This window comes from Pantoea sp. RG18 (genome assembly GCF_025910075.1).
Classification (GTDB): Bacteria; Pseudomonadota; Gammaproteobacteria; order Enterobacterales; family Enterobacteriaceae; genus Pantoea; species Pantoea agglomerans.
This window is the reverse complement of record NZ_JAPCIL010000007.1, coordinates 1-22,600: the sequence shown is the minus strand read 5'-3', so window position 1 is coordinate 22,600 and position 22,600 is coordinate 1. Positions and strand designations below refer to the sequence as shown.

16 protein-coding genes are annotated in these 22,600 nt (G+C 55.5%); 8 read left to right on the top strand and 8 right to left on the bottom strand.

Annotated elements, in window-relative coordinates:
- Window positions 1-12: 12 nt before the first annotated feature.
- The 4 genes from OK409_RS08620 to OK409_RS08605 form a co-directional block, all read right to left on the bottom strand.
- On the bottom strand, window positions 13-1,614 hold the full coding sequence (locus OK409_RS08620; protein ID WP_060679790.1) for an inorganic phosphate transporter: 1,602 nt from the start codon (window positions 1,612-1,614) through the stop codon (window positions 13-15).
- Window positions 1,615-1,801: 187 nt separating this feature from the next.
- Window positions 1,802-2,923, bottom strand: coding sequence for a L,D-transpeptidase family protein (locus tag OK409_RS08615; RefSeq protein WP_060679792.1), 1,122 nt, complete (start codon window positions 2,921-2,923; stop codon window positions 1,802-1,804).
- Window positions 2,924-3,137: 214 nt separating this feature from the next.
- Complete coding sequence (locus tag OK409_RS08610; protein WP_264366980.1) at window positions 3,138-4,952, bottom strand: glycoside hydrolase family 15 protein; 1,815 nt, start codon at window positions 4,950-4,952, stop codon at window positions 3,138-3,140.
- Window positions 4,953-5,183: 231 nt separating this feature from the next.
- Window positions 5,184-5,765: a DedA family protein gene (locus OK409_RS08605; RefSeq protein WP_010260294.1), complete on the bottom strand. Its 582-nt coding sequence runs from the start codon at window positions 5,763-5,765 to the stop codon at window positions 5,184-5,186.
- A 205-nt stretch (window positions 5,766-5,970) separates the two neighbouring features.
- On the opposite strand from OK409_RS08605, the gene OK409_RS08600 reads away from it, so the two are divergent.
- The 3 genes from OK409_RS08600 (at window position 5,971) to OK409_RS08590 (ending at window position 10,358) form a co-directional block, all read left to right on the top strand.
- A complete protein-coding gene (locus tag OK409_RS08600) occupies window positions 5,971-6,558 on the top strand; it encodes a Yip1 family protein (protein ID WP_010260296.1) in 588 nt (195 codons plus the stop codon).
- Between the two features lie 178 nt (window positions 6,559-6,736).
- Entirely contained in the window at window positions 6,737-7,684 is a 948-nt protein-coding gene (gene pbpG, locus OK409_RS08595) for a D-alanyl-D-alanine endopeptidase (protein ID WP_010669685.1), read from the top strand.
- 226 nt (window positions 7,685-7,910) lie between these two features.
- The gene (locus OK409_RS08590; protein WP_050680587.1) at window positions 7,911-10,358 is read left to right on the top strand and encodes a DUF3772 domain-containing protein; all 2,448 of its coding nucleotides are present in this window, start codon (window positions 7,911-7,913) and stop codon (window positions 10,356-10,358) included.
- 325 nt (window positions 10,359-10,683) lie between these two features.
- On the opposite strand, the gene OK409_RS08585 is transcribed toward OK409_RS08590, so the two are convergent.
- The 3 genes from OK409_RS08585 to dld all read right to left on the bottom strand — a co-directional run bounded on the left by OK409_RS08585 (window position 10,684) and on the right by dld (window position 16,775).
- Complete coding sequence (locus OK409_RS08585; RefSeq protein WP_264366979.1) at window positions 10,684-13,335, bottom strand: beta-N-acetylhexosaminidase; 2,652 nt, start codon at window positions 13,333-13,335, stop codon at window positions 10,684-10,686.
- A 48-nt stretch (window positions 13,336-13,383) separates the two neighbouring features.
- A complete protein-coding gene (chiP, locus tag OK409_RS08580) occupies window positions 13,384-14,781 on the bottom strand; it encodes a chitoporin ChiP (RefSeq protein WP_264366978.1) in 1,398 nt (465 codons plus the stop codon).
- 290 nt (window positions 14,782-15,071) lie between these two features.
- Entirely contained in the window at window positions 15,072-16,775 is a 1,704-nt protein-coding gene (dld, locus tag OK409_RS08575) for a D-lactate dehydrogenase (protein ID WP_031591699.1), read from the bottom strand.
- 155 nt (window positions 16,776-16,930) lie between these two features.
- Between dld and bglX the strand changes: the two genes are divergently transcribed.
- From bglX to OK409_RS08555, 4 genes are all read left to right on the top strand, one after another.
- Window positions 16,931-19,228, top strand: a complete 2,298-nt coding sequence (gene bglX / locus OK409_RS08570) for a beta-glucosidase BglX (protein ID WP_033779533.1) — start codon at window positions 16,931-16,933, stop codon at window positions 19,226-19,228.
- A 96-nt stretch (window positions 19,229-19,324) separates the two neighbouring features.
- Window positions 19,325-20,197, top strand: coding sequence for an oxygenase MpaB family protein (locus OK409_RS08565; RefSeq protein WP_264366977.1), 873 nt, complete (start codon window positions 19,325-19,327; stop codon window positions 20,195-20,197).
- A 298-nt stretch (window positions 20,198-20,495) separates the two neighbouring features.
- On the top strand, window positions 20,496-21,056 hold the full coding sequence (locus tag OK409_RS08560) for a hypothetical protein (protein ID WP_010669696.1): 561 nt from the start codon (window positions 20,496-20,498) through the stop codon (window positions 21,054-21,056).
- 39 nt (window positions 21,057-21,095) lie between these two features.
- Window positions 21,096-21,386: a hypothetical protein gene (locus OK409_RS08555; protein WP_223564350.1), complete on the top strand. Its 291-nt coding sequence runs from the start codon at window positions 21,096-21,098 to the stop codon at window positions 21,384-21,386.
- Between the two features lie 164 nt (window positions 21,387-21,550).
- Here the strand turns inward: OK409_RS08555 and OK409_RS08550 are convergent, their stop codons facing one another.
- Entirely contained in the window at window positions 21,551-22,147 is a 597-nt protein-coding gene (locus OK409_RS08550) for a glutathione S-transferase family protein (RefSeq protein ID WP_179257075.1), read from the bottom strand.
- Between the two features lie 162 nt (window positions 22,148-22,309).
- Here OK409_RS08550 and OK409_RS08545 point away from each other — a divergent pair, with 162 nt between their 5' ends.
- Window positions 22,310-22,519, top strand: coding sequence for a DUF6434 domain-containing protein (locus OK409_RS08545; protein ID WP_157351741.1), 210 nt, complete (start codon window positions 22,310-22,312; stop codon window positions 22,517-22,519).
- Window positions 22,520-22,600: the final 81 nt, after the last annotated feature.

The window sequence follows — 22,600 nt, the reverse complement described above, 5'->3', positions numbered from 1 at the left end:
AGCCGCAGACCGTTAAAAATGGCTGAACGCCCAGTAGAGCAGGGCAGAGAGCAGAATAGATACCGGCAGCGTTAAAATCCAGGCGACGGCCAGGTTACGCAGCGTCGAGAGCTGCAAGCCGGAACGGTTCGCCGCCATAGTGCCCGCTACGCCGGATGAGAGCACGTGAGTGGTGGAAACCGGTAAACCGAAACCGTCTGCCGCGCCAATGGTCATCATCGCCACCAGTTCGGCGCTGGCGCCCTGAGCATAGCTCAGATGGGTTTTACCGATTCGTTCTCCCACTGTGACCACAATCCGGCGCCAGCCGACCATGGTGCCCAGTCCCAGCGCAATCGCCACCACCACTTTCACCCACATCGGAATAAAACGGGTGGCGCTGTCGAGTTCCGTTTTCACTGCCTTGAGATTGCGTTCCGTCTCCTGCGGCAGTCTGACCTCGGCGCTCTGCAGATGCTTGATCGATTCTGACGCCAGATACATCTGGTTGCGGGTATTGGTCACCGCCTGAGCTGGAATGTTTTCCATTGAACCGTAACGACGAATCTCATCGCCGACTTCGCGCAGCGTCATCGCCAGCGCGGGCAGCACGTCGGGATTCATGCTGTTGCTGCCAACAAAGCCGGTCAGTACCTCACGGGCCGGTGGAGGATTGGCTGACGCGGGTTGCAGTTGCAGTAGCTGATGGGCGGTCACTTCGTTCAGCGCCGCGACGCGCGGGATCTGATCGGGTGGCAGCGATCGATTCAGGGCGTAGGCGATCGGCATGGTGCCCACCAGGATCAGCATAATCAGCCCCATTCCTTTCTGACCATCGTTAGAGCCGTGCGCAAACGACACGCCGGTACAGGTCAGGATCAGCAGGCCGCGGATCCAGACCGGTGGCGGCTGATTGCTTTCTGGCGCCTGATAAAGCTGGCGATTGCGGATAAACAGTTTCATCACCCACAGCAGCAGCCCGGCGCAGACAAAGCCGACCACCGGCGACAGCAGCAGTGCATAGCCGACCTTCAGTGCCTGATCCCAGTCAACCCCGCTCAGACCGCTGCGTCCGTGCAGCATCGCATTGGCAACGCCGACGCCGATGATCGAGCCGATCAGCGTATGGGACGACGACGACGGCAGCCCTAAATACCAGGTGCCCAGGTTCCAGATAATCGCTGAGAAGAGCAGCGCATAGACCATGGCAAACCCGCTGCCGCTGCTGGCCTGCAGGATCAACTCCACCGGCAGCAGTGAGATAATGCCAAACGCCACCACGCCGCTGGAGAGCAGCACACCCAGAAAGTTACAGAAACCGGACCAGACCACCGCGACGCCGGGCGTCAGCGAATGGGTGTAGATCACGGTCGCCACGGCATTGGCGGTATCGTGAAAGCCATTCACGAACTCAAAGCCGAGCGCAATCAGCAGTGCCAGCCCCAGCAGAAAGAACGGCAGATAGCTGGTGACCGGCATATTGGTCTCTTCAACATCGCTGACCAGATTGAGACCGGCGAACGCCAGTCCGGCAACCAGCAGAATAAAGAACAGCGGTTTACTGAAACGGCTATTTTTGCCGTTGAAATCGGGGCGACCTCGGGCTGATGAGGAGGAGAGACTGTTTTCGCTCATGGTGTACCTCTGGTGGCTGATGCCGGATGCTGATTTGCACCGGGTCAACGCAGTGTGATACGCGCTTTATATGACAGATTAATGATCGTCGGACGGGGCATTCTGAGCGGAGTGCGGGGAAAAACGCGGAAACGCAGGCAATAAAAAAGCCAGCGACAGGCGCTGGCTTCTGAAAGCAGGGCGGCAATTACGAGCTGGTATTGGCCGCGGCTGCAGGGGCTGCTGGTGTTACCGGAGCGGCCGGTGCGGCTGGCTCAGTGGCCGGCTGCTGTGGCTGCGCGGCATCACTGTTTGCACCCTGAGGGGTGACTGGCGTCATTGGCTCTTCCTGTGGCACAGCCTGCGGGTTTTCCGGCATCGGAACTGGCGCAGTCTGGATGTTGTTCTCCACGCCGTTCACTTTTACTGGCATACCGGTACGGCCCTGAATCGCGCCATTAACCTGATCCTGATTGACGCTGGCATCAACCAGAACTTTGCTCACCGCCTGATTCAGCGTAATCGGCACCAGCTCACGCGAGTTGAACTGCTCTTCGGTGGTCGACAGCGGGTTATGCACTTCTACATACCGTGAACCGTCTGGCTCCACGGTCGCTTTTACCGGCTGATCAACGAACTGTACGCGCGTACCGACCGGCACGTTCTGATACAGCCATTTGATATCGTCAGCGCGCAGACGCACACAACCATGGCTCACGCGCAGGCCGATACCGAAGTTGGCGTTGGTGCCGTGAATCGCATAGAGGCGACCGATATAGAGCGCATACAGGCCCATCGGGTTATCCGGGCCTGGCGGGAAGACCGCTGGCAGGGTTTCACCGCGCGCCGCGTAATCCGCATGCATGCCTTTGGTTGGCGTCCAGGTCGGGCCATCTTTTTTACGTTCTACCGCTGTGGTCCAGTTAATCGGGGTATCTTTACCCAGCTCACCGATACCAATAGGCAACACCACCACGGTTTTGCTGCCTTTCGGATAGTAGTAAAGACGCATCTCAGCGCTGTTAATCACAATGCCTTCACGCGGTGCGTCCGGCAGGATCAGCTGCTGTGGGATGATCATTTTGCTGCCAGCCTTAGGCAGATAAACGTCAACGCCCGGATTGGCTTCCAGCATATTGCTGAGGCCCATCTGGTACTGCGCCGCAAAAGCTTCCAGCGGCAGTTTGCTGTCTTCAGGGACAGTAATTTCGATATTTTCGCCGATCAGACGGCTGTTGGCCGGCGGTAACGGGTAAACCACAGCAAAGGCTGACTGGCTGAAGGCCGCCAGAGCCAGTGCGATTGAAGCGAAAGCGCGAATGATTTTCATATTTTACAATTCTTTATCGCCATATTTCAGGCTGTTCAGTGTGTCGAATTCATGCTGGCCACTGTGACCTGCTGCGCATTATATGTTCATTAATCTGACGTTGTGAATCGGGATTTTAACCTGCCTGCAATACTTTACGTAAATTCACCGCGGATGTTAGCGCATTTCCGGAAAGCAGGGCGCTAAAAATGGGGCTTTCCGGGGTTATCCCTGACTAAGGTTGCCACTGCGTTTGTTCGCCGCTGAGTTTGCGGTTCAGGAAAAAGGCGGCACTGATTAACGCCAGATGGGTCAGCGCCTGCGGCGTGTTGCCCAGCGCATGGCCGTGGCTGTCAAACTCCTCCGCGTAGAGGCCCAGTGGATTGGCGTAGCTCAGCAACTTTTCAAATTCAAAATGCGCTTCCTGAATCCGGCCCGCGCGCGCCAGACACTCGACATACCAGAAGGAGCAGGCTCCGAACGACCCTTCTGAGCCTTTCAGGCCATCGGCGGGCGTCTCATGCGTATTGTAACGGCGCACCATACCGTCGCTGACCAGGTTGGTTTTGATCGCATCCAGCGTGGCAATCCAGTCCGGGTCGGTGGCTCCCACAAAACGCACCAGCGGCATCAGCAGCATTGAGGCGTCGAGATGTTCGCCATGACGGGTCGAAGAGAAGTGACCCTTCTCACTGTTCCAGAAGTTAGCCCAGATATCTTCGCGGATCTCCCGGCGCGCCCGATCCCAGCGTTCATAAGGCATCGGCAGCGATCGCTTCATGCCCAGACGCAGCGCGCGATCCATCGCCACCCAGCACATCAGACGCGAGTGCAGGAAATGTTCCGGTTCACCGCGCATCTCCCAGATACCGGCATCGGGCTGATCCCAGTTCTCACACAGCCAGTCGATCATTTTGACGACATGTTCCCAGCCGCGCTGGGAGATCGCCTCACCATATTTATTGGCCAGATAGACCGCATCCATCAGCTCGCCATAGATGTCGAGCTGGGTCTGCTGCCAGGCGTCATTGCCGATGCGCACCGGACGGGAGTCGGCATAGCCGGAGAGATTCAGCAGCTCCATCTCGTGCAGTTCGGTGCCGCTGTCCAGCCGGTACATGACCTGCAGGCGCATCTCATCGTGATGGCTGTTTTCAACGCAGCGACCAACCCAGTGGGTAAAGTGTTTGGCTTCATCGATGTAGCCCAGCCGCATCAGGGCATACATGCTGAACGAGGCGTCACGGATCCAGGAGGCGCGATAGTCCCAGTTGCGTTCGCCGCCCAGCTCTTCGGGCAGGCCAAAGGTTGCCGCCGCCGCAATAGAGCCGTGCTGATGTGAGGTCAGCAGTTTGAGGACCAGCGCCGAACGCTGCACCATTTCGCGCCAGCGTCCCTGATAGTTACTGTGGGCGCTCCAGCGTCGCCAGTAGTTCAGCGTCTCTTCAAAGCAGTGTTCGGTGGTCAGCGCTTCGATATGCGCATCATCCACGCTGCCAAATTCAAACTGCGCATGTTCACCGGGTTGTAACGTGAAGAGGGCGGTCGCGCTCTCATCCTCCAGCGTCATCACCACGCTGGCGGCGAGACGCAACGACGGCTGGCCTTCGGCATGAAAATCGATACAGCCGTTGTGCGCCTCTGCGCGGGTCTGCGCCCGGGCGTAGTCGTGACGCGGTGAACAGCGCAGGCTAAAGGTCGCGCTGCCGCGTACCATTTTGACCCGCCGGATCAGACGCGGCAGCTTGTCCTTGTCATCACAAATCGGCATGTAGTCGGTGATCTCCGCTACGCCTTCATCATCCAGCCAGCGGGTCTGCAGGATGTTGGTATCGGGCAGGTAGAGCTGCTGACGTCGCGCATTGGGCCAGTCCGGGGCCAGGGAGAAAAGCCCGGCATCATCGCTGTCGAGCAGGGCGGCAAAGACCGACGGGCTGTCGAGTTCCGGCCAGCAGAGATAATCAATGGTGCCATCATTCGCGACCAGTGCGCAGGTGCGCAAATCTCCGATCACGCCATGGTCTTCAATCTTACGTTTTACCTTACTCATCCTCATCTCCCTGTCAGTGTCCATCCTAACTATAGCTGAGCCATCTGATGCGGCTTCGTTTGGGCACAGATGGTTAACGTACGGTTGAATGAGGCAGGGAAGGGGGGAGGGCGGGTGAGACATGGGAAATCGCCAGCAGGGTCGCCAGGCGCTGCTCAGCTTCGGCGACCTGTGCCACCGGTCAGCTCTCTCTTATAGCCGGTGGCGTCTGCTGGCGAATCCGTGGTTCATTTATTCCTGGTCGGCACGACGGTTGTGCCAGCGGCGGATCACCCAGCGCAGCGCAAAGGCGAATACCACTGCGCCGACCAGCCACAGCAGATGCTTCAGATGCTGGTCGAGTTTATGCAGCCACGGCGCGATGATGCCGCCCGCGAAATAGCCCAGCGTGACAAAGATCAGCGCCCAGATGGCCGCCCCGATGACGTTAAGAATAAAAAACTTCATCGGATTGAGGCGGCTGGCCCCAATGATGATTGGGCCAATCAGTCGAAAGCCATACATAAAGCGCACGCCAATCACAAACAGGCTGGGACGGCGTTTAATCAGGCGGTTCGCCTTGACCACTTTATCCTGATGCTTTTTAAAGCGGCGCAGGATCTGCGTGCCCCAGCGGCGACCGACCCAGTAGAGCAGTTGATCGCCGACAATACCGCCACCCATCGCGGCCAGCACCACTCCCACGTAATGCAGCAGCCCCTCATGCGCGGCGACGCCGCCCAGCAACGTAAATGTTTCCCCCTCGGCGATACAGCCAATAAAAAGTGCCAGATAACCGTACTGCGTAATTAATGCGTTGATATCCAGATGCAAAATGACCCTCCCTGTTCAGTGACTGTTTCTTCCAGTCTATACGCGATTTGGCTTCGCTTCCGCCCGTGCCTCATGGGTCCGTTTATTTATGCTGTTTTTTTGTCCGATCACCACGAAAGTTTCGCTGCCGTTTATACTTGAGAGGACGCTGCCCCCAAAGACGGATGCATCATCGGGCGGCCCACTGCATCAGAGGAGTGAATCTATGAATCATGTCTGGGGTCTGCTGGCGCATCCGAATCAGGAAATGCGTCATATCAAGCAAGAGAATGAGAGCGTATCGCACCATTACACCCACCATGTTCTGCTGATGGCGGCGATTCCGGTGATCTGCGCCTTTATCGGCACAACTCAGCTGGGCTGGAATCTGGGCGAGGGGCAATATGTGCAACTCAACCTGTTGACCGGGATTGGGCTTGGCATTCTGTTCTATCTGATTATTCTGGGTGGCGTCGCGGTAATGGGACGCGTGATTCACTGGATGGCACGTGATTATCCGCAGCGCCCCGGCGTACAGCGCTGTACGGTGTTTGCGGGCTATGTGGCCACGCCGCTGTTTCTCAGCGGGCTGGTGGCACTCTATCCACTGGTCTGGCTCTGCGTGCTGGCGGGCGCCCTGGCGCTACTCTACACCGGCTATCTGCTCTATATCGGTATTCCACTGTTTCTTAATATCGACCGCGAAGAGAGTCTGCGTTTTTCCGGTTCAACGCTGGCCATCGGCGTGCTGGTATTTGAAGTATTACTGGCATTAACCGTGGTGCTGTGGGGATATGGACCGCATCTGTTCTGACCGACCGCTGCCGCCGCTCTGGCGGCAGTTCTCTTTTTACGCCCGGAAACACTCTCACCAGGAAATTTCTTAACCTTACGGGTATGATATCGCCGCCAGCCCGCGCTCCGACCTCACTGAAGCGGGCGGCCTGTGTCGGTCTGACACAGTACATATTCATAACCGGGTTTTTTCTACGATGCCTGCAAAAATTCGTTCCACCCTGCTTTCGCTGGCGCTGCTCGTTTCAGGGCAGATTGTTTCACTTCCGGCGCAGGCGACGACGTCGCTGTCGCAACTGGCGCCTATTGCTCAGCCGCAGATCGCCTCTGGCAGTGCGATGATTGTCGATCTCACGACCAATAAAGTGCTGTTTTCCAGCCACCCTGACCGGGTCAGGCCCATTGCCTCCATCACCAAGCTGATGACTGCTATGGTGGTGCTGGATGCGCATCTGCCGATGAACGAGATGATAACCGTCGATGTCAGCCAGACGCCGGAAATGCGAGGTGTCTTCTCACGCGTTAAGCTCAACAGCCAGATCAGCCGCCGGAATATGCTGCTGCTGGCGCTGATGTCCTCGGAAAACCGCGCCGCCGCCAGCCTGGCTCATGCTTATCCGGGCGGCTATAACGCCTTTATCCGGGCGATGAACGCGAAAGCGCGGTCACTGGGCATGAAACAGACCCGCTACGTGGAGCCAACCGGCCTGTCGACGCAAAACGTCTCCAGCGCCCAGGATCTGGTTAAATTACTCAAAGCAACGCGGGAATATCCGCTGCTTGGCGCGCTCAGCACCACTAAAGAGGAGACGGCAGTGTTTGCCCATCCGAGCTATGCGCTGCCGTTCCGCAACACCAACCATCTGGTCTATAAAGATGACTGGCACATTCAGCTGACCAAAACCGGTTACACCGATGAGGCGGGCCACTGCCTGGTGATGCGCACCATGATTAATAATCGTCCGGTGGCGCTGGTGGTGCTGGATGCCTTTGGCAAATATACCCACTTCGCCGACGCTAACCGTCTGCGCAGCTGGATTGAGACCGGTAAAGCGGCGCCGGTGCCGGCTGCCGCACTGGCATATAAAAAACAGAAATCGGGCCAGGTTGCCAGTAATGGGGCCAGCAGCGCCGACGTTGAGTAGAAAACAGCCAGTGTTACGCGCTGCGGACACTGGCATTATCTGCAGGCTGAGCGGGTATCCGGGATGATGCAGGCAGAGGCGTACAGCGATTTTCACGCCTCTGTCTGCACCGAATTAGCCCGAAAAATGCCCGTTATTCCTATATTGCCATCCCTTGCAAAGCCCTACACTACGCGCGACTGGCGAGGGACGATCGCCTGATTTAAGCTGCCGGAATCTTACTCATATGTTTAAGCTACGATCCTTTTTTGCATTGTTAATGCTGGCGCTGGTGGCGTTTGCCCCGGCGCTGACGCTGGCCGCGGATGATAAGGCCACTGCTGCTCAGGAACAGGATGCGCCGCCGAAGCTGAATGCTGCGGTTGAACTGCCGAAAATGCAGAAGATCCTCGATAAAATCAAAAGTCAGGTCTCCGTTGATGCTGGCGAAAACAAGCTGACTCAGCTGAATGAAATGGCGCTTGAGCTCTCAGGCAGTGCCGACACGCTGGGCCAGGCGCTGCTCCCCGATCGCCAGCAACTGGAAGCCCAGTTGCAGGTTCTGGGGCCGGCACCTAAAGCCGACAGCGGCGTAAAAGAGACGTCGGAAGTGACGCGCAAGCGTAACGCGCTGGAGAGTCAGAAAAGCAAACTCGACGACCAGATCAAACAGGCCGAAGGCATTAAAAATGGCGCGCTGATGCTCTCCTCGCAGATTGTTAACCTGCGCCGCGATCAGCTGAAAAGCCAGCTGGCGCTGAACTCCGGCACCATTCTGGGGCCGCGCTTCTGGTCACCGCTGCTCAATAGTCAGGATCTGGATGGCGAGAAAATCGGTGAATTCCTGCAGGAGTTGCAGGACACCGCGGCACTCTCATGGGAGCCGGGCTGGCGCGTGGGCAGTGTCTTCTGGCTGCTGGCTGCCATGCTGGTGATGACGGCTGGCCGTCGTTACAGCGAAGAGTTTCTGGCCTGGATTAGCATTCACAAACTGCCGGAAGGGAAGCTGCGCCGCAGTTTCCTGGCGGCAGCGATAGCCCTGACCACCCTGGTGGCTGTCGTCCTCACCTTTAACTTTATCGCCCTGGCCTTTACCCGCCGTGATGAAGTTTCTGAAAACGTTCAGGACTTTGTGGATCAACTGGTTCGGCTCAGTGTCTTTTGTGGCCTGATTGCCGGACTGGGACGCGCTTTCCTCTCTACCCGTCGCCCCAGCTGGCGTTTACCGACCATCTCCAATGAAGTGGCGATGGCGTTAAAACCGTTTCCACCGATTACCGCCGTGCTGGTCTTTATCTTCCAGACGGTCGAAGCGTTTAACTACAGCGTCGGCACCAGCCTGAATACCACCATTTTTGCCAACGGGCTGACGGCACTGCTGATTGGTACTACCGCGCTGGCGATCAGCATGCGCACCAACCGGGTTCGTCGCCGTATGACCCAGGCGGGCACACCACCAGAGGCTCGCTCTACGCTGGTCGGACTGATCCAGATGGGCCTGACGCTGACCGGCATCGCCATTCTGGTGTCGCTGCTCATCGGTTACGTCACGCTGGCGCGCTTCCTGAGTTATGAAGTGATCTGGTGCGGCCTGCTGTTTGGTTCGTTCTACTTCCTCAGTCATCTGCTCAACGATGGCTGTGAGAGCCTGTTCTCGACCAGTAACGCAACCGGTCGCCGTATTCAGAGTTCGCTTAACATCAATGAGCGTCATCTGCAGCAAACGGCTACGTTGCTGACGGCCATCGGTAAAACCTTCCTGGTGCTGGTTGTGGCGCTGGCGCTGGTCAACGGGACCTTTGCCTCTTCAACACCGATTGAGCTGCTGCAAAAAGTGATTGAGTTCTGGGGCGGTAAAGGGCTTGAATCCCTGAATATCGTCCCGGCGCATATGGTGAATGCGATTATCTGCCTGATCGTCGGCATCTATGTGCTGCGAACGGTGCGCCGCTGGCTCGACACCGATTTTCTGCCGAAAACCACCATGGATGTGGGCATGCGGGTGTCGCTGGTGACGCTGTTCAGCAACATCGGTTATGTGCTGATTATCCTGCTGACGTTGTCGATCATGGGCCTGCAGTGGAATAAGCTGGCTTGGATCGTCAGTGCCTTGTCGGTAGGTATCGGTTTTGGCTTACAGGAGATTGTGAAGAACTTTATTTCGGGGCTGATTCTGTTGACCGAGCGGCCAGTGAAGGTTGGCGATCTGGTGAGCATCAGCGGTATCGAAGGGGATATCCGCCGGATTAACGTGCGCGCCACCGAGATCCAGCTGGGCGATAAATCCACGGTGATTGTGCCGAACTCGCAGTTTATCTCGCAGAACGTGCGAAATGCCACCATGGGTAATGCGCAGGGGGTGGTCACGATTACGCTGACGTTCCCGCTCGACATCGATCCGGCGAAAGTGCGCGATATCCTGCTGGAGGTCTACAACGAAAATGAACGCATTCTGGAGACGCCAGAGCCATCCGTTTCGTTTAAAGACCTGACTCAGCAGGGAATTATATTGAGCGTCACCGGTAACGTGGCGGGTCAGCGCCAGATCGCAGGGGCGAAGAGCGACCTGCTGTTCGATATTCTGACGCGTCTGCGTAAAGAGGGCATTCTGCTCTCCACACCGCAAACCATGATTATCGAGCGCCGTCAGCAGATGGCGGGTGCGGAGCCGGTCCCCGAAGAGAAGCTGGTTTAAGAGAACCAGGTTTAGGTGTGTAAAGGCCGACTTCTGTCGGCTCTGATGGTAAATACAGTGTGGCCCGGTTAGCTGTGTAATCGAGCTGGCACAGGGAACACGGTCAGATCGGAAAGACGCAAAAGCTGTCATCCATGACATGCTCGGCCCACGCCATCCCTGGCGTGGGACGCTTTCCTCTTCTGACCGTGTTCCCAGCGCATTAAGTTTCTTCATTGCTGCCAGATTCACCCTGCTTCAGGATTGGCAGCAATCAAAGGGCCGACTGCTGTCGGCCTTTTTTATGTTCAAACGCTGGCTTATCAGCCCATTCACACTTCGCTTTCTACAGGGATTCAACGCGGCTGGTGCGCTGCCCGTCGCGGCTCACCGAGCGGATTGCCACCGCACCGCTGACCTGCGGCGGTCTGTTGACATCGTAGCGCTGCCAGTTTGTGCCCTTGTCCAGACTGTACTCCAGCGTCACGCCCGGTAGGGCCACGTTCATCAACAGGATGCCATCAACGATTCTGGCTCCCGGCACCGGCAGGAGATAATCGATGCCCGCCTTATCCAGCTTCGCCAGTTCCCGCTGTCCCAGCAGATTGGCAAATCGCTGCCAGTCATTAAGGCGTGCCTGCTGATCGACGAGATGGGTTTTGCCCCCCGCATACTCCTGACCCGCCTTGTAATCCTGCTCCCAGCTGGCGCGGTGCCAGCTTCGTTCCGCTACTGCAAACAGGCGAGGATAAATCATGTGCTCCATTTGCGCGTCTGTGCGTAACGTTTCGCTCCACAGCTGGGCCGAAATGCCGTAAGCACCGCTCCAGAGCTTCTCTGATTTGGCGCTGAAAAAGTTGCCGTCGCGATCCACCGAAGTTTCAGCATTCTGCGGCAGGTTGTCCGGCGCGAAGCCAAAGATTTTGCGCTCGTCGTTGAAGCGCGTGCCCCAGTAATAGCCGCGTTCCAGCGGGTTAACTTCATACGGAAAATCCAGATAGAGATAGTCGGGGCTGGAGATCACCACGTCGTAACCTTTCTGTGACCAGTCGCTGGCTGTGTCAAAACCGCCCCAGTAGAGGGTGTCCCAGAAGTTGACCGCGACGCGCGGTGTGGCAAAGGCTGCTGAATCTTTGGCATGTTTTAAACCATCCTGCCAGGCCTGCATTTTGCCAATACCGTGTCGGTTAACGATGTCACTGACGGTCAGTGCAAAGTAGCTCGGCAGGTGCGCCAGATCGTCCACTTTGCCGCTCTTCACCAGCGCCTGACAAACCTGCGATTTCGCCCACGGCAGATCTTCTTTACTCCAGTCGCGCAGACCGGTGCCCGGTTTAGGATCGCGCTTATCAGAGTAGCCAGCACCCAGCCGGATATTCTTCGCTTCGTCACCGCCAAAATGCCAGACGCCGAGCGGCTGTCCCGCTTCCCGGTGCATCGCCTGAACTTCACCGATCACTTTATCGACAAACCGCTGCGAACCCGCAATGCAGGGATTGAGATAGCTGGTGCGGTCATAGAGCTGCACCGAGGTGGTATTGGAGTCGTCGGTGGGATCGATCAGGCGATACGCACTGGCCTGTTCAGATTGTCCCTCCTTCATCAGCCGCTGATAGCGTGCTTCCATGGCGATGACGGCGGCACGGGCATGGGCGGGCATATCAATTTCCGGGATCACCTGGATGTGACGGGCCTGCGCATACTTCACAATCTCGATGTAGTCGGCACGGCTGAAGTAGCCGCTGCCGTTGTTATCGCTGAACGGACCAGAACCAAGCTGCGGCAGCAGGCAGCGCTGTTCGCTCAGGTCATGGCAGCGCTTAGCCCCCACGTCAGTCAGTTCCGGTAAGCCGGGAATCTCAATCCGCCAGCCCTCATCGTCACTGAGGTGAAAGTGGAAGCGGTTCATCTTCCAGGCCGCCATCTGATCAAGCAGCCGCATGACCGTCTGTTTACTGTGAAAGTTACGGGCAACGTCGAGAAACGCGCCGCGATAGGCAAAGCGTGGCGCGTCATGGGCTTCCAGCGTGGCAATACGCGGCGCGCCTTCGGTGGGTATCAGCGAGAGAATCGACATCAGACCGTAGAACGCACCGGCAGCATCGTAGCCCACCACAATGGCGCGGCGGGGAGTGATATCCAGATCGTATGCGCCCGGTTTAGCCTTTTTCCCGCTGAAATGATCCGGTTTAATCTGCGTCTTAATAGCAAATCCGGCAGGATCTTCTTTCAGGCCAAGCAGGGCCAGACGCTGCTTCACCGCCTCACCGGTTTCACGGGTCAGCCCGGTCAGAGACAGACTGACGCCACGGCTGAGATCGGCATCCTGCGGACGCAGTTTCACCTCAAGCGGCGTGGGTGTGATTTGACCGCGCAGCGCGGAAGCGGGCAGGGTGGCAACATCGCTGTTTTTATCAAACCGACTGGCGGGTTGCATCAGGATATTCCGGTCATCGGCACTGCGACGCCAGTTATCCCCCAACGGCAACACAAACTGGCTGGGATCTTCATGATCGGTGCTGGCAATAATTTTGGGGGTGGCCTGCCCGGACGTCACATACCAGCGCGGCATCACATCCGTGGCAAACAGCTGCCAGTATTCGTTAACGATCGGAATCTGCACCGATTCGCCCGCGCCAATGCCGGTGAACCTCTCAGTCGGCTCCAGCCGGGTCAGGTCGCCGACCAGATGGGTCATTTTGAACTGTTCGTTATCGACCCGCAGCGTCTGGTGGACGTTGCTCATGTAGATTGCCCAGTGTTTATCGGTCAGGGCTGGGCCGTTATTGGTCAGGGTAATGGTGGCGCGATTGCAGGCGGCATAGTCGGCACCCAGCGCGGCGCAGTCGGTGCCATGCAGGGCGGCCTGATTATCGTTCACCTGATAAGTGACGCCAAACTGGCTGATCTGATTCACCACCTGCTGCGCTGACGAGCTGGCGTGGCCTGTGGCTGCAGCGCCCAGCAGAGTGAGCGCGATAAGGCTTAACTTAAACATATTGATTCATCCTTGCTGCTGAAGAGATATCCGGGAGTTTGCAGGGCGTCAGAACAGCGTAAACGGCACGATAACCATAAATTTGATGTCCTTCTCGTCCTGAAAAATGTTGCCGTAACCGCCGCTGTAACTGGGCAGATTGCTGTGATTGTCGTAGCGGGTGTAATGCAGTTTAAACAGGGTATCTTTGGCGCGGCCCTGCTGGATTTGATAGATCAGATCAAGGTTCCAGGCGGACTCTTTCAGCCGCTGGCTCTGGTCAACGGTGAGCAGCGTGGCGGGTCTGGCATCCCAGCCCCAGACGTACGATGCGCCCACTTTCCATCCCGCCAGCTGCCATGGCGTTAAGTCGAGCATCGCCCCGGCAAAGATCGCTTTTTCGCCATTGGCGTTCCAGTCGGAACGGGCATCCCACCAGATATCCAGTCGTCCATTGGAGCTGGCGTAGCCTGGCGTCATGCGCTGCAGGAAGAAGCCCTGATTCCCCTCTGCTTTGACCCAGCTGCCTTCGAGTCGCAGATCAACCGGGCCGACGGTATAGCCGACCGTGATCGCCTGTAACCAGGCCAGGCCGTCATAGACATCACGGGGATTAGCGGCACCCCCCGCTACTTTGTCGTGGGCCCCGTAAAACTGATAGCTGGTGTAGAGTGCATTGCCGCCAGGTGTGGCTGACCACGAGGCTTTGGCAAAATATTGATCCATATAATCCGCCGCCTGGCCAAATGCGCCCTCAAGCACCAGGTTATTCCTGAAGTCATATTTCATGCCGAACGAATGCAGGTAGCTGACAGATGTTTTGCCATCAGCCTGGCGAAAATTATATAAATCACGATACCAGGGCGCTTTATATTTGTCGCTCCACATCCAGGAGAGCGATAATGCACCGGCCTGCTGGAAATCATACAGCGCACCGACTTCGACGCCGCGATAGGTTCCGGGTAAGAAACTCCAGTGTGGCGCAATAATTGTCTGTCCGGTTGGCTGAATATAACCGGCACGTAACCAGTAATCGTTATATTTTACTTTCAGTGCGGCTTTATAAACAGAAGCACCGCCGCTGTCGCCATTCCACTTTTCATCCCAGCGGGTACGCGCCTTACTGAAGCCAATTTCATTGGGTGCGGCGGGGCCGCTGTTGGAAAGCTCAGCAGCACCGAAAATCGCGAGGTCCAGACCAATCCACTCCCCGGCATAACCTGACTGATAGTCGAGATTACTGTTGAGCGAGGCATGATGTAAATTAGCCCGATACTGTCCCTGATATTCACTGGTGGGATCGGTGTCTCTGCGATCTCGCTGACGCTGCCAGTAAAAAATATTACCTTTCAGCGATGAGTCCTCAATAAATCCGCTGGCGTAAGCCGGTGATGAACTTATTGCAGTTAACGCTATTAATGCGGTGGCTATTTCAATTAACGCTAACGCGTAATTAATTTTTCGCATGATCACTCCTCCCTGAATGCAATCCGGATAACTAAGCAGAATATTATTGTGGCAGTAATCTATTTTTCGCGACGCGAATTATCAATTAGTAGCGTGGTGATTTGTGAACTATTGCGCAGAACCCGATGAGATAAAATAAAGCAGGTGCAATATGGGAGGGGAGATTAATATTTTGATGAAGATGTTAGCTATTGGCAGGACTGTTGCAATGGGAAGCTGGTGGTGCGAACGGGCCTCCCGGTTGTATGACAATCAGCCTGCTCAGATAAGCAGGCTGATCCATAAGGCGATTAAAACTGCTTCACCGCCCATCCCTTTTGCTTACTGGTTTTGCCAATCCCAGGATTGAAGCTGTTGGTGGGATCGAGCTGGCGATAGAACGCCGCCAGCTGCGGTTTGGCCTGATAGAGATGTCCGACGTTATGTTCAGCGGGATATTCCGCGCCCCGCGCCTGAAGGATCTCCAGCATCTGCGCTTTGAGCGCATGCACATCGACGCCTTTTCTGACGATGTAATCCTGATGAAACACATGACAGAAGAAGTGGCCATAGTAGAGACGATGGCTCAGCGAGGCGCGGATCTCATCGGGCAGGGTTTCGAACCAGTCCGCATCATTACGACGCAGGGCGATATCCAGCGCCAGAATGTCCTCGACCTCATCAGAATGCACCGCGTGGTAGCGCACTGCCGCACCCGCCGCTGCAAAGCGATGCAGAAAGGCGTGCGCACCTTCTTTGCCTTCACACTCGAAGAATTCGCCACCGCCTTCGCGGAAGTAGTCGCGCAGATAGTTACGCGCTTCCGCCACGCCGTCGCCAGACATCTTCAGCATCAGATGGTGTTCATATTTATCGCGATACTGCTTCATGCGTTTCGGCAGATGTGCCGGAAACAGTTTACTCAGGCGCTGCAACAGGCGATCGCTGAAGTGCGGTTTAACGAAGGAGAGTTTGCTCAGCCAGGCATCAACCCGCCCCTTCAGCGTGAAAAACAGCGGCATCTTGTCGGTGCCCAGCTTGTCGATCATCAGGAAGGTATCTTTGCCGTAGACTTCCGCAATGTCATAGATGTCGCGGTGCATATATTCGCCCGCCACCGGCAGATGGGTGAAATGCGCCAGCATGTGACGGCGGATATCGCTGAGAACGCCGGGCTCGTTGGTGCCGATGTAAAACACCTGCTGCTGCGGTTCGCTGGCAAAGGTATCGAGTCGTACCGCGAAGACCGCCAGCTTCCCGGCACAACCGGAGGCTTCAAACAGGCGACGCGCATCGGCGTTATAACGGGCGGGCGTATCCGCATCTACTTCACGAACCCGGTCGGCATATTCATGATCGGAGGCGTGACGGCCATCGTGCTGCACATCTTTGGGCTGCCAGCGGTCATCATCCAGCCGCCCCAGAATCTCTTCCGGCGACGTCCCAAGATCGATACCGAGATGGTTCACCAGCTTCAGTTTTCCCTGCGCATCAATCTGGGCAAACAGCGCCATTTCACTGTAGGCCGGTCCGCGTTTGATCAGCGATCCGCCGGAGTTATTACAGATGCCGCCCAGCACCGAGGCACCAATACAGGAGGAGCCAATCACCGAGTGGGGTTCACGCCCCAGCGGCTTCAGCGCTTTTTCCAGCTGGTAGAGTGTGCTGCCGGGGAACGCCAGCACCTGCTGGCCTTCGTCGATCAGCTGAAGCTTGTCCAGTCGCAGGGTGCTGACAATCACCAGCGGACGATCGTAATCGTCGCCATGCGGCGTTGAGCCTTCGGTCAGGCCGGTATTCGCCGCCTGCATCAGGATAATGACATCGGCATTCACCAGCGTTTGCAGTACCCGCCAGAGCTCCAGCAGCGTACCGGGAAACGCCACCGCCAGCGCCTCGCCTTCGCCGGAGCGAAAGCCTTTGCGATAGCGCGCGGTCTGTTCAGGTTCAGTCAGCAGATGGGTAGGGCCGACCAGGCGGCGCAGGTCAGAAAGCAGGGCAGAGGTTTGTATCATGAGCAATTCCCTTGTCTTATCAGTGCGTCCTAACTGTAGCACGTCAACTCACCTCAACGCAGTGTGACAGCGGCAGCTACCTGCTATTCTCATCTTGTGGCACACTGCCGCCTGTTTATTCGATATTGCGCAGTTACTTAAGAGAACCCAACCTGATGAAATGGATTTACTCTGTTAGTCTCGCTGTCTCCCTCGCGATGCAACCGGCATTGGCTGAGACAGTGCCAGGTAACCACCCGATGACCGAACAGGCGCGGGATGCCTTCGTCAACCAACTGCTTAAAAAAATGACGCTGGACGAGAAGATCGGCCAGCTGCGTTTAATCAGCGTCGGACCTGATAATCCGAAAGAAGTGATTCGCGACATGATTCAGAAGAGTCAGGTTGGCGCGATTTTTAATACCGTAACCCGTCAGGATATCCGCGCGATGCAGGATCAGGCGATGCAGCTCAGCCGCCTGAAGATCCCGCTGTTTTTCGCCTACGACGTTATTCATGGTCAGCGCACCATTTTCCCGATTCCTTTGGCGCTGGCGTCAAGCTGGGATCTGGATGCGGTGAAAGAGGTGGGGCGCGTCTCTGCCTATGAAGCGGCCGACGATGGCCTGAACATGACCTGGGCGCCGATGGTGGATGTCAGCCGTGAACCGCGCTGGGGCCGTGGCTCTGAAGGTTTCGGTGAGGATACGTATCTCACCAGCGAAATGGGTCGCAGCATGGTGCAGTCGATGCAGGGCAAAAGTGCTGCCGATCGCTACAGCGTGATGACCAGCGTGAAGCACTTCGCGCTCTACGGCGCAGTGGAAGGCGGACGCGATTACAACACCGTGGACATGAGCCCGCAGCGCATGTTTCAGGACTATCTGCCGCCCTATAAAGCCTCACTGGATGCAGGCAGCGGCGGCGTGATGGTGGCGCTGAACTCGATCAATGGCGTACCCGCCACGGCGGACAGCTGGCTGCTGAAAGATCTGCTGCGCGATAAGTGGAAGTTCAAAGGCATCACCATCAGCGACCACGGCGCAATCAAAGAGCTGATCAAGCATGGCGTCGCCAGCGATCCGCAGGAAGCGGTACGCATCGCCCTGAAGTCGGGCGTCGATATGAGCATGAGCGACGAATATTACAGCAAGTATCTGCCCGCTCTGGTGAAGAGCGGCGCCGTCACCATGGCGGAGATTGATGATGCGGCGCGCCATGTGCTCAACGTCAAATATGACATGGGCCTGTTTAACGATCCCTACAGCCATTTAGGTCCGAAAGAGAGCGATCCGCAGGACACCAATGCGGAAAGCCGTCTGCACCGGGCTGAAGCGCGCGACGTCGCGCGTAAAAGCATCGTGTTGCTGAAAAACCGCCTGGAAACGCTGCCGCTGAAAAAATCGGGCACTATTGCCCTGATTGGTCCGCTGGCAGACAGTCAGCGCGACATTATGGGCAGCTGGTCCGCCGCTGGCGTGGCGAAGCAATCTGTTTCGCTGCTGCAGGGCATGCGCAATGCCACCGAAGGCAAGGCTACGCTGCTCTATGAGAAGGGCGCCAACGTCACCGACAACAAAGGGATTCAGGACTTCCTGAACCTCTATGAGCAGGCGGTTTCCGTGGATACGCGTTCACCGCAGCAGTTGATTGATGACGCGGTCGCCAAAGCGAAGCAGGCCGATGTGGTGGTTGCCGCCGTGGGCGAAGCGCAGGGTATGGCGCACGAAGCCTCCAGCCGCAGCGACCTGGTGATCCCGCCGAGCCAGCAGAAGCTGTTAGCAGCACTTAAAGCCACCGGTAAGCCGCTGGTGATTGTGCTGATGAACGGACGCCCGCTGTCAGTGGTGAATGAAGATCGGATGGCCGATGCGATGCTGGAAACCTGGTTCAGCGGCACCGAAGGTGGCAACGCCATCGCCGATGTGCTGTTCGGCGACTACAACCCGTCGGGCAAGCTGCCGGTTTCCTTCCCGCGTTCAGTGGGTCAGATTCCGATCTATTACAACCATCTGCCAACCGGTCGTCCTTACAACTTTGCTAAGCCGAACAAATACACGTCGCACTACTACGACGCGGCTAACGGTCCGCTCTATCCGTTTGGTTACGGCCTGAGCTACACCACTTTCACCGTGTCGCCGGTAAAAATGTCCTCACCGACTATGCCGCGTAACGGCAGCATTGAAGCCAGCGTGACCGTGACCAACAGCGGTAAACGCGATGGCGCGACGGTGGTGCAGATGTACCTCAACGATCCGGTCGCTTCCATCAGCCGTCCGGTGCAGGAGCTGCGTGGCTTTAAGCGCATCATGCTGAAAGCGGGTGAGTCGCAAACCGTGACCTTCAAAATCGACGTGGATGCACTGAAGTTCTGGAACCAGCAGATGCAGCATGTTGCAGAGCCCGGCAAATTCAACGTGATGATTGGACTCGATTCCGTTCGTACCGAGGATGGGCAGTTCAACTATTTATAACCGTCAGCCTTTCCCCTGACGTCAGGGGAAGGTGATGCGGCGCGTCGTTAGCGTCCTGCTACGGCGCGCCGCGTCATATCCACTATCAGAGCCATCATGATTAATCTGCGTGACCGCATTCAGCAGCAGGTATTCCGCCTTAACGGCCTGTCGATGAATGAATTTGACCTCTCTCAACCGCCTGGCGATCCCGGCCTGTTTGGCCCGGACAGCGTGATCTGGCGCGTTCACGGTGACTTCACCTCCATGATGTGCGGCGGGATCAGCGCGCTGCTGTTGCAGATGCTGCATCCGGCGGCGCTGGCGGGCGTCTGGGATCACTCCAATTTCCGCGAAGATATGATGGGCCGCCTGCGGCGCACCAGTCAGTTTATCGCCGTGACCACCTACGGTAATTCGCAGGATGCACAGACGCTAATTGACCGGGTGAAACGCATTCACCTGAAAGTCAGCGGCGTTGACAGCGAAGGCAAACCCTATGCCGCCAGCGATCCGCATCTGCTGACATGGGTGCATGTGGCGGAGACCAGCCGTTTTCTGGCCGCCCATCTGCGCTATAAAAATCCACACCTCAGCCGCGCCGGGCAGGATCAGTACTATCAGGAAGCGGCGCAGATTGCCGAAGCGCTGGGGGCTGAGAAGGTACCGAAAAGCGTCGTCGATGTTGCGGATTATCTGCAACAGATGCGTTCAGAGCTGCGCTTTGATCATCGCACTGCCGAAGTGACGCGATTGCTGATGAATGCCCCCGCACCCAGCTGGCAGGCAAAACCGGTGATGAAAATCATGCTGAAGTCGGGATTCGGGCTGATGCCAGCCTGGGCGCAGGCAATGTCCGGTACTGAGATCGGCCGCTTTCAGCAGGCGATCATTGACCGGAAGATCAATGCGATTGCGATGGGATTAAGGTGGTCGATTCAGCGTGGTGCCTGGTATCGGGCAATGGTGCGGATGGGAAGGGTGGGGTGAGGTGTTTAGTTGTAAAAGGATAGATTGATGTAGCCCATAAAAGATTACGCAACTGGAGTAGTTGATATCTGCACCTGGATAAGTGCTTTGTTAAGGCAGCCAATTTGTCGGAGTTAGGTACAATAGGCTGATTGAAGTAGATACCAACGTCCGCTTTGTGCCAATAGCGGACGTAGCTTACATCGGAATGTACTAATCTGCGGGGGCTGGTCAGTGCAATATGGCAACATACGGTGCTGTCGTGACATTAGCTTGTAAAGTAGTATGAGTTCTTCTCCTGTCACCCTTTGGATGCTCAATGACATTACAAGCGACCTATGTTGAACAAAATATGTCCGGTGATGAAACGGAAGTTGTATCGATCATCGACGTCAATCCTTTTGGCACTAATGGAGAAATGGATCGGCGACTGCTAATCAGTAAGGACGCTGAGCCCATTCTGATTTTACAATTGTATGTACGTGTAGATGAGGACGGTTGGCTGATTTCCAGCGCCTTTTCTGAGTTTCTTCTGAATGAATCCCACGTGGCGATCATTTGTGGCGATCATTTATATGTTTTTGACATGGCCACACACTCGTTCAGAAGCCATCGACTAGGTGATTACGTCGCCCATATTTATTCAGTCCCTGACATCCACTCTGACAGGTTACAGGGCCGGATTCTGGTTACCACTTACGCCCATGTTTTTCTGATTGATATACTAGTGGGCATTCTCTGGAAATCGATTCGGTGCGCCATTGATGGCGTGATCATTACATCTATAGAGAATGAGACGGTGCTTGGCCTGGGAGAGTGGGATCCGCCAGGAGGCTGGGAACCCTTTAAGCTCGATCTCAAAACGGGTATCCCGATTTGAAAAAGGGTCTACCCTCACAGTCATTGCTAGGAGGGGATATTGCTAACATTGGAATATCTTAAATTATGGGGAGCAGTTCATGGAAGCAATATTATGAAGCATGAGCTATGGACAAACGAAGGTGGTTTGGATTTGTTTTGTCTTGCTGGTCCACGGGGAGACTCTGCTCGTAAAATGCTGGAGCCGGACTACAGATTAGTGTGGATATGTGACGCAGATTCCCACTTTGAAGCGATGAAAGAATATTACGCGTTCCGTAACTGGGGAGAATATCAAACTGATTTTCCTGCACAGGATAGTAAGACTTACAAAGAATTGGGATGGGAGTAAAAAGCACAACATTTATATAATCGTCGCTCGGTATTCTAATAGCTCCGTGACGTCCGCTTTTCGCTCATAGCGGTCATTGCCTGATCCAGATGTCCGCTTTGTCCAAGAAGCGGACGTTGCGCTTTTTACTGCCGTGAATGTATCTCAATGATATTACAAACTCGTTAGAGATTATTCATTTCCTGAGCTTTCACGAATGCTGGTCGGCTCATGGCTCTGGCTATGTAGCTGTCCGTTTCTTTGTCAATTTCTAATCCGCATAGTTTTGCCCATAGCAACGAATGAGAGAGGAAAATGTCGGCCAGAGTAAAATTGTCCCCGGCGATCCACGTATGGGACGGATTGAAGCGGATCCGGGAGATGACCTCGGTTGCTTCGTCTCTAAGGGAATTCATTAAGTCAGTGGATCGTTGGTTTTCTGGAATGAATACATTTTGTTTCAGTAAACTCCAGACCGGCGCTTCTAAGTCAGTGAGACTAAAGCTCAACCACGCATTAACGGAGGCTTTTTCTTCTGGATTTGCGGGGTAAAGAGTACAATTTTGATGTTTTTCACACAGGTAAATACATATAGCTAAGGTTTCACTGATTGATATTTTTCCGTCAACCAAAAAAGGGATTTTTCCAAAAGGATGGGGGGATTTCACGTCAGAAGTTGGATTAAAAAGCTCTACTCTGATGTTATCGTAAGTTGCCCCAATTTCTTCAAGCGCCCAAAGCACCCTAAGGGATCTGCTTTTTGGGTAGGTATAGATTTTCAACTCAAAACTCCTTTTTTATGAGCAGTCTTTATAGAATAAGTGTTGAGTTAATGTCAAAAAGTCCGCTTTGTGCCAGAAGCGGACCTTGAGAAATTTCAGCTTCTCTGACTAAAGTGGAGTACTAATTTTTATTTAAAACCACTCATTACGGGAGCTGGAAAGATGGAAACTGATTGGCATAGCTCCTCACTAACACGTTCTACCATCATTGATAAAAATTACAAAAACACACAAAACGTTCGCCGTTTTATGGTGGATGAGTGCGGTCCAGATTTCCGATTTGATCGCGAGTTTATGGCCTGGTTACGAAATGACATACCAAAAAATTTAGGTGATGTGGTTGATGAATGGAAGCGCAGACATTCACTCTAAAGCAGGAACATCCGCTCCTCGCTCATACGGGACACTCATAATCACATCTCCTAACCCAATGGAGATTGAACATGACAACAC

Bases quoted from the DNA above. Each gene is read 5' to 3' on its own strand.
- OK409_RS08560 (WP_010669696.1), top strand. From the start codon at position 20,496: ATGACATTACAAGCGACCTATGTTGAACAAAATATGTCCGGTGATGAA.
- bglX (WP_033779533.1), top strand. From the start codon at position 16,931: ATGAAATGGATTTACTCTGTTAGTCTCGCTGTCTCCCTCGCGATGCAA.
- OK409_RS08585 (WP_264366979.1), bottom strand. From the start codon at position 13,335: ATGTTTAAGTTAAGCCTTATCGCGCTCACTCTGCTGGGCGCTGCAGCC.
- OK409_RS08565 (WP_264366977.1), top strand. From the start codon at position 19,325: ATGATTAATCTGCGTGACCGCATTCAGCAGCAGGTATTCCGCCTTAAC.
- OK409_RS08590 (WP_050680587.1), top strand. From the start codon at position 7,911: ATGTTTAAGCTACGATCCTTTTTTGCATTGTTAATGCTGGCGCTGGTG.
- OK409_RS08545 (WP_157351741.1), top strand. From the start codon at position 22,310: ATGGAAACTGATTGGCATAGCTCCTCACTAACACGTTCTACCATCATT.
- pbpG (WP_010669685.1), top strand. From the start codon at position 6,737: ATGCCTGCAAAAATTCGTTCCACCCTGCTTTCGCTGGCGCTGCTCGTT.
- dld (WP_031591699.1), bottom strand. From the start codon at position 16,775: ATGATACAAACCTCTGCCCTGCTTTCTGACCTGCGCCGCCTGGTCGGC.
- OK409_RS08600 (WP_010260296.1), top strand. From the start codon at position 5,971: ATGAATCATGTCTGGGGTCTGCTGGCGCATCCGAATCAGGAAATGCGT.
- OK409_RS08620 (WP_060679790.1), bottom strand. From the start codon at position 1,614: ATGAGCGAAAACAGTCTCTCCTCCTCATCAGCCCGAGGTCGCCCCGAT.
- chiP (WP_264366978.1), bottom strand. From the start codon at position 14,781: ATGCGAAAAATTAATTACGCGTTAGCGTTAATTGAAATAGCCACCGCA.
- OK409_RS08615 (WP_060679792.1), bottom strand. From the start codon at position 2,923: ATGAAAATCATTCGCGCTTTCGCTTCAATCGCACTGGCTCTGGCGGCC.
- OK409_RS08610 (WP_264366980.1), bottom strand. From the start codon at position 4,952: ATGAGTAAGGTAAAACGTAAGATTGAAGACCATGGCGTGATCGGAGAT.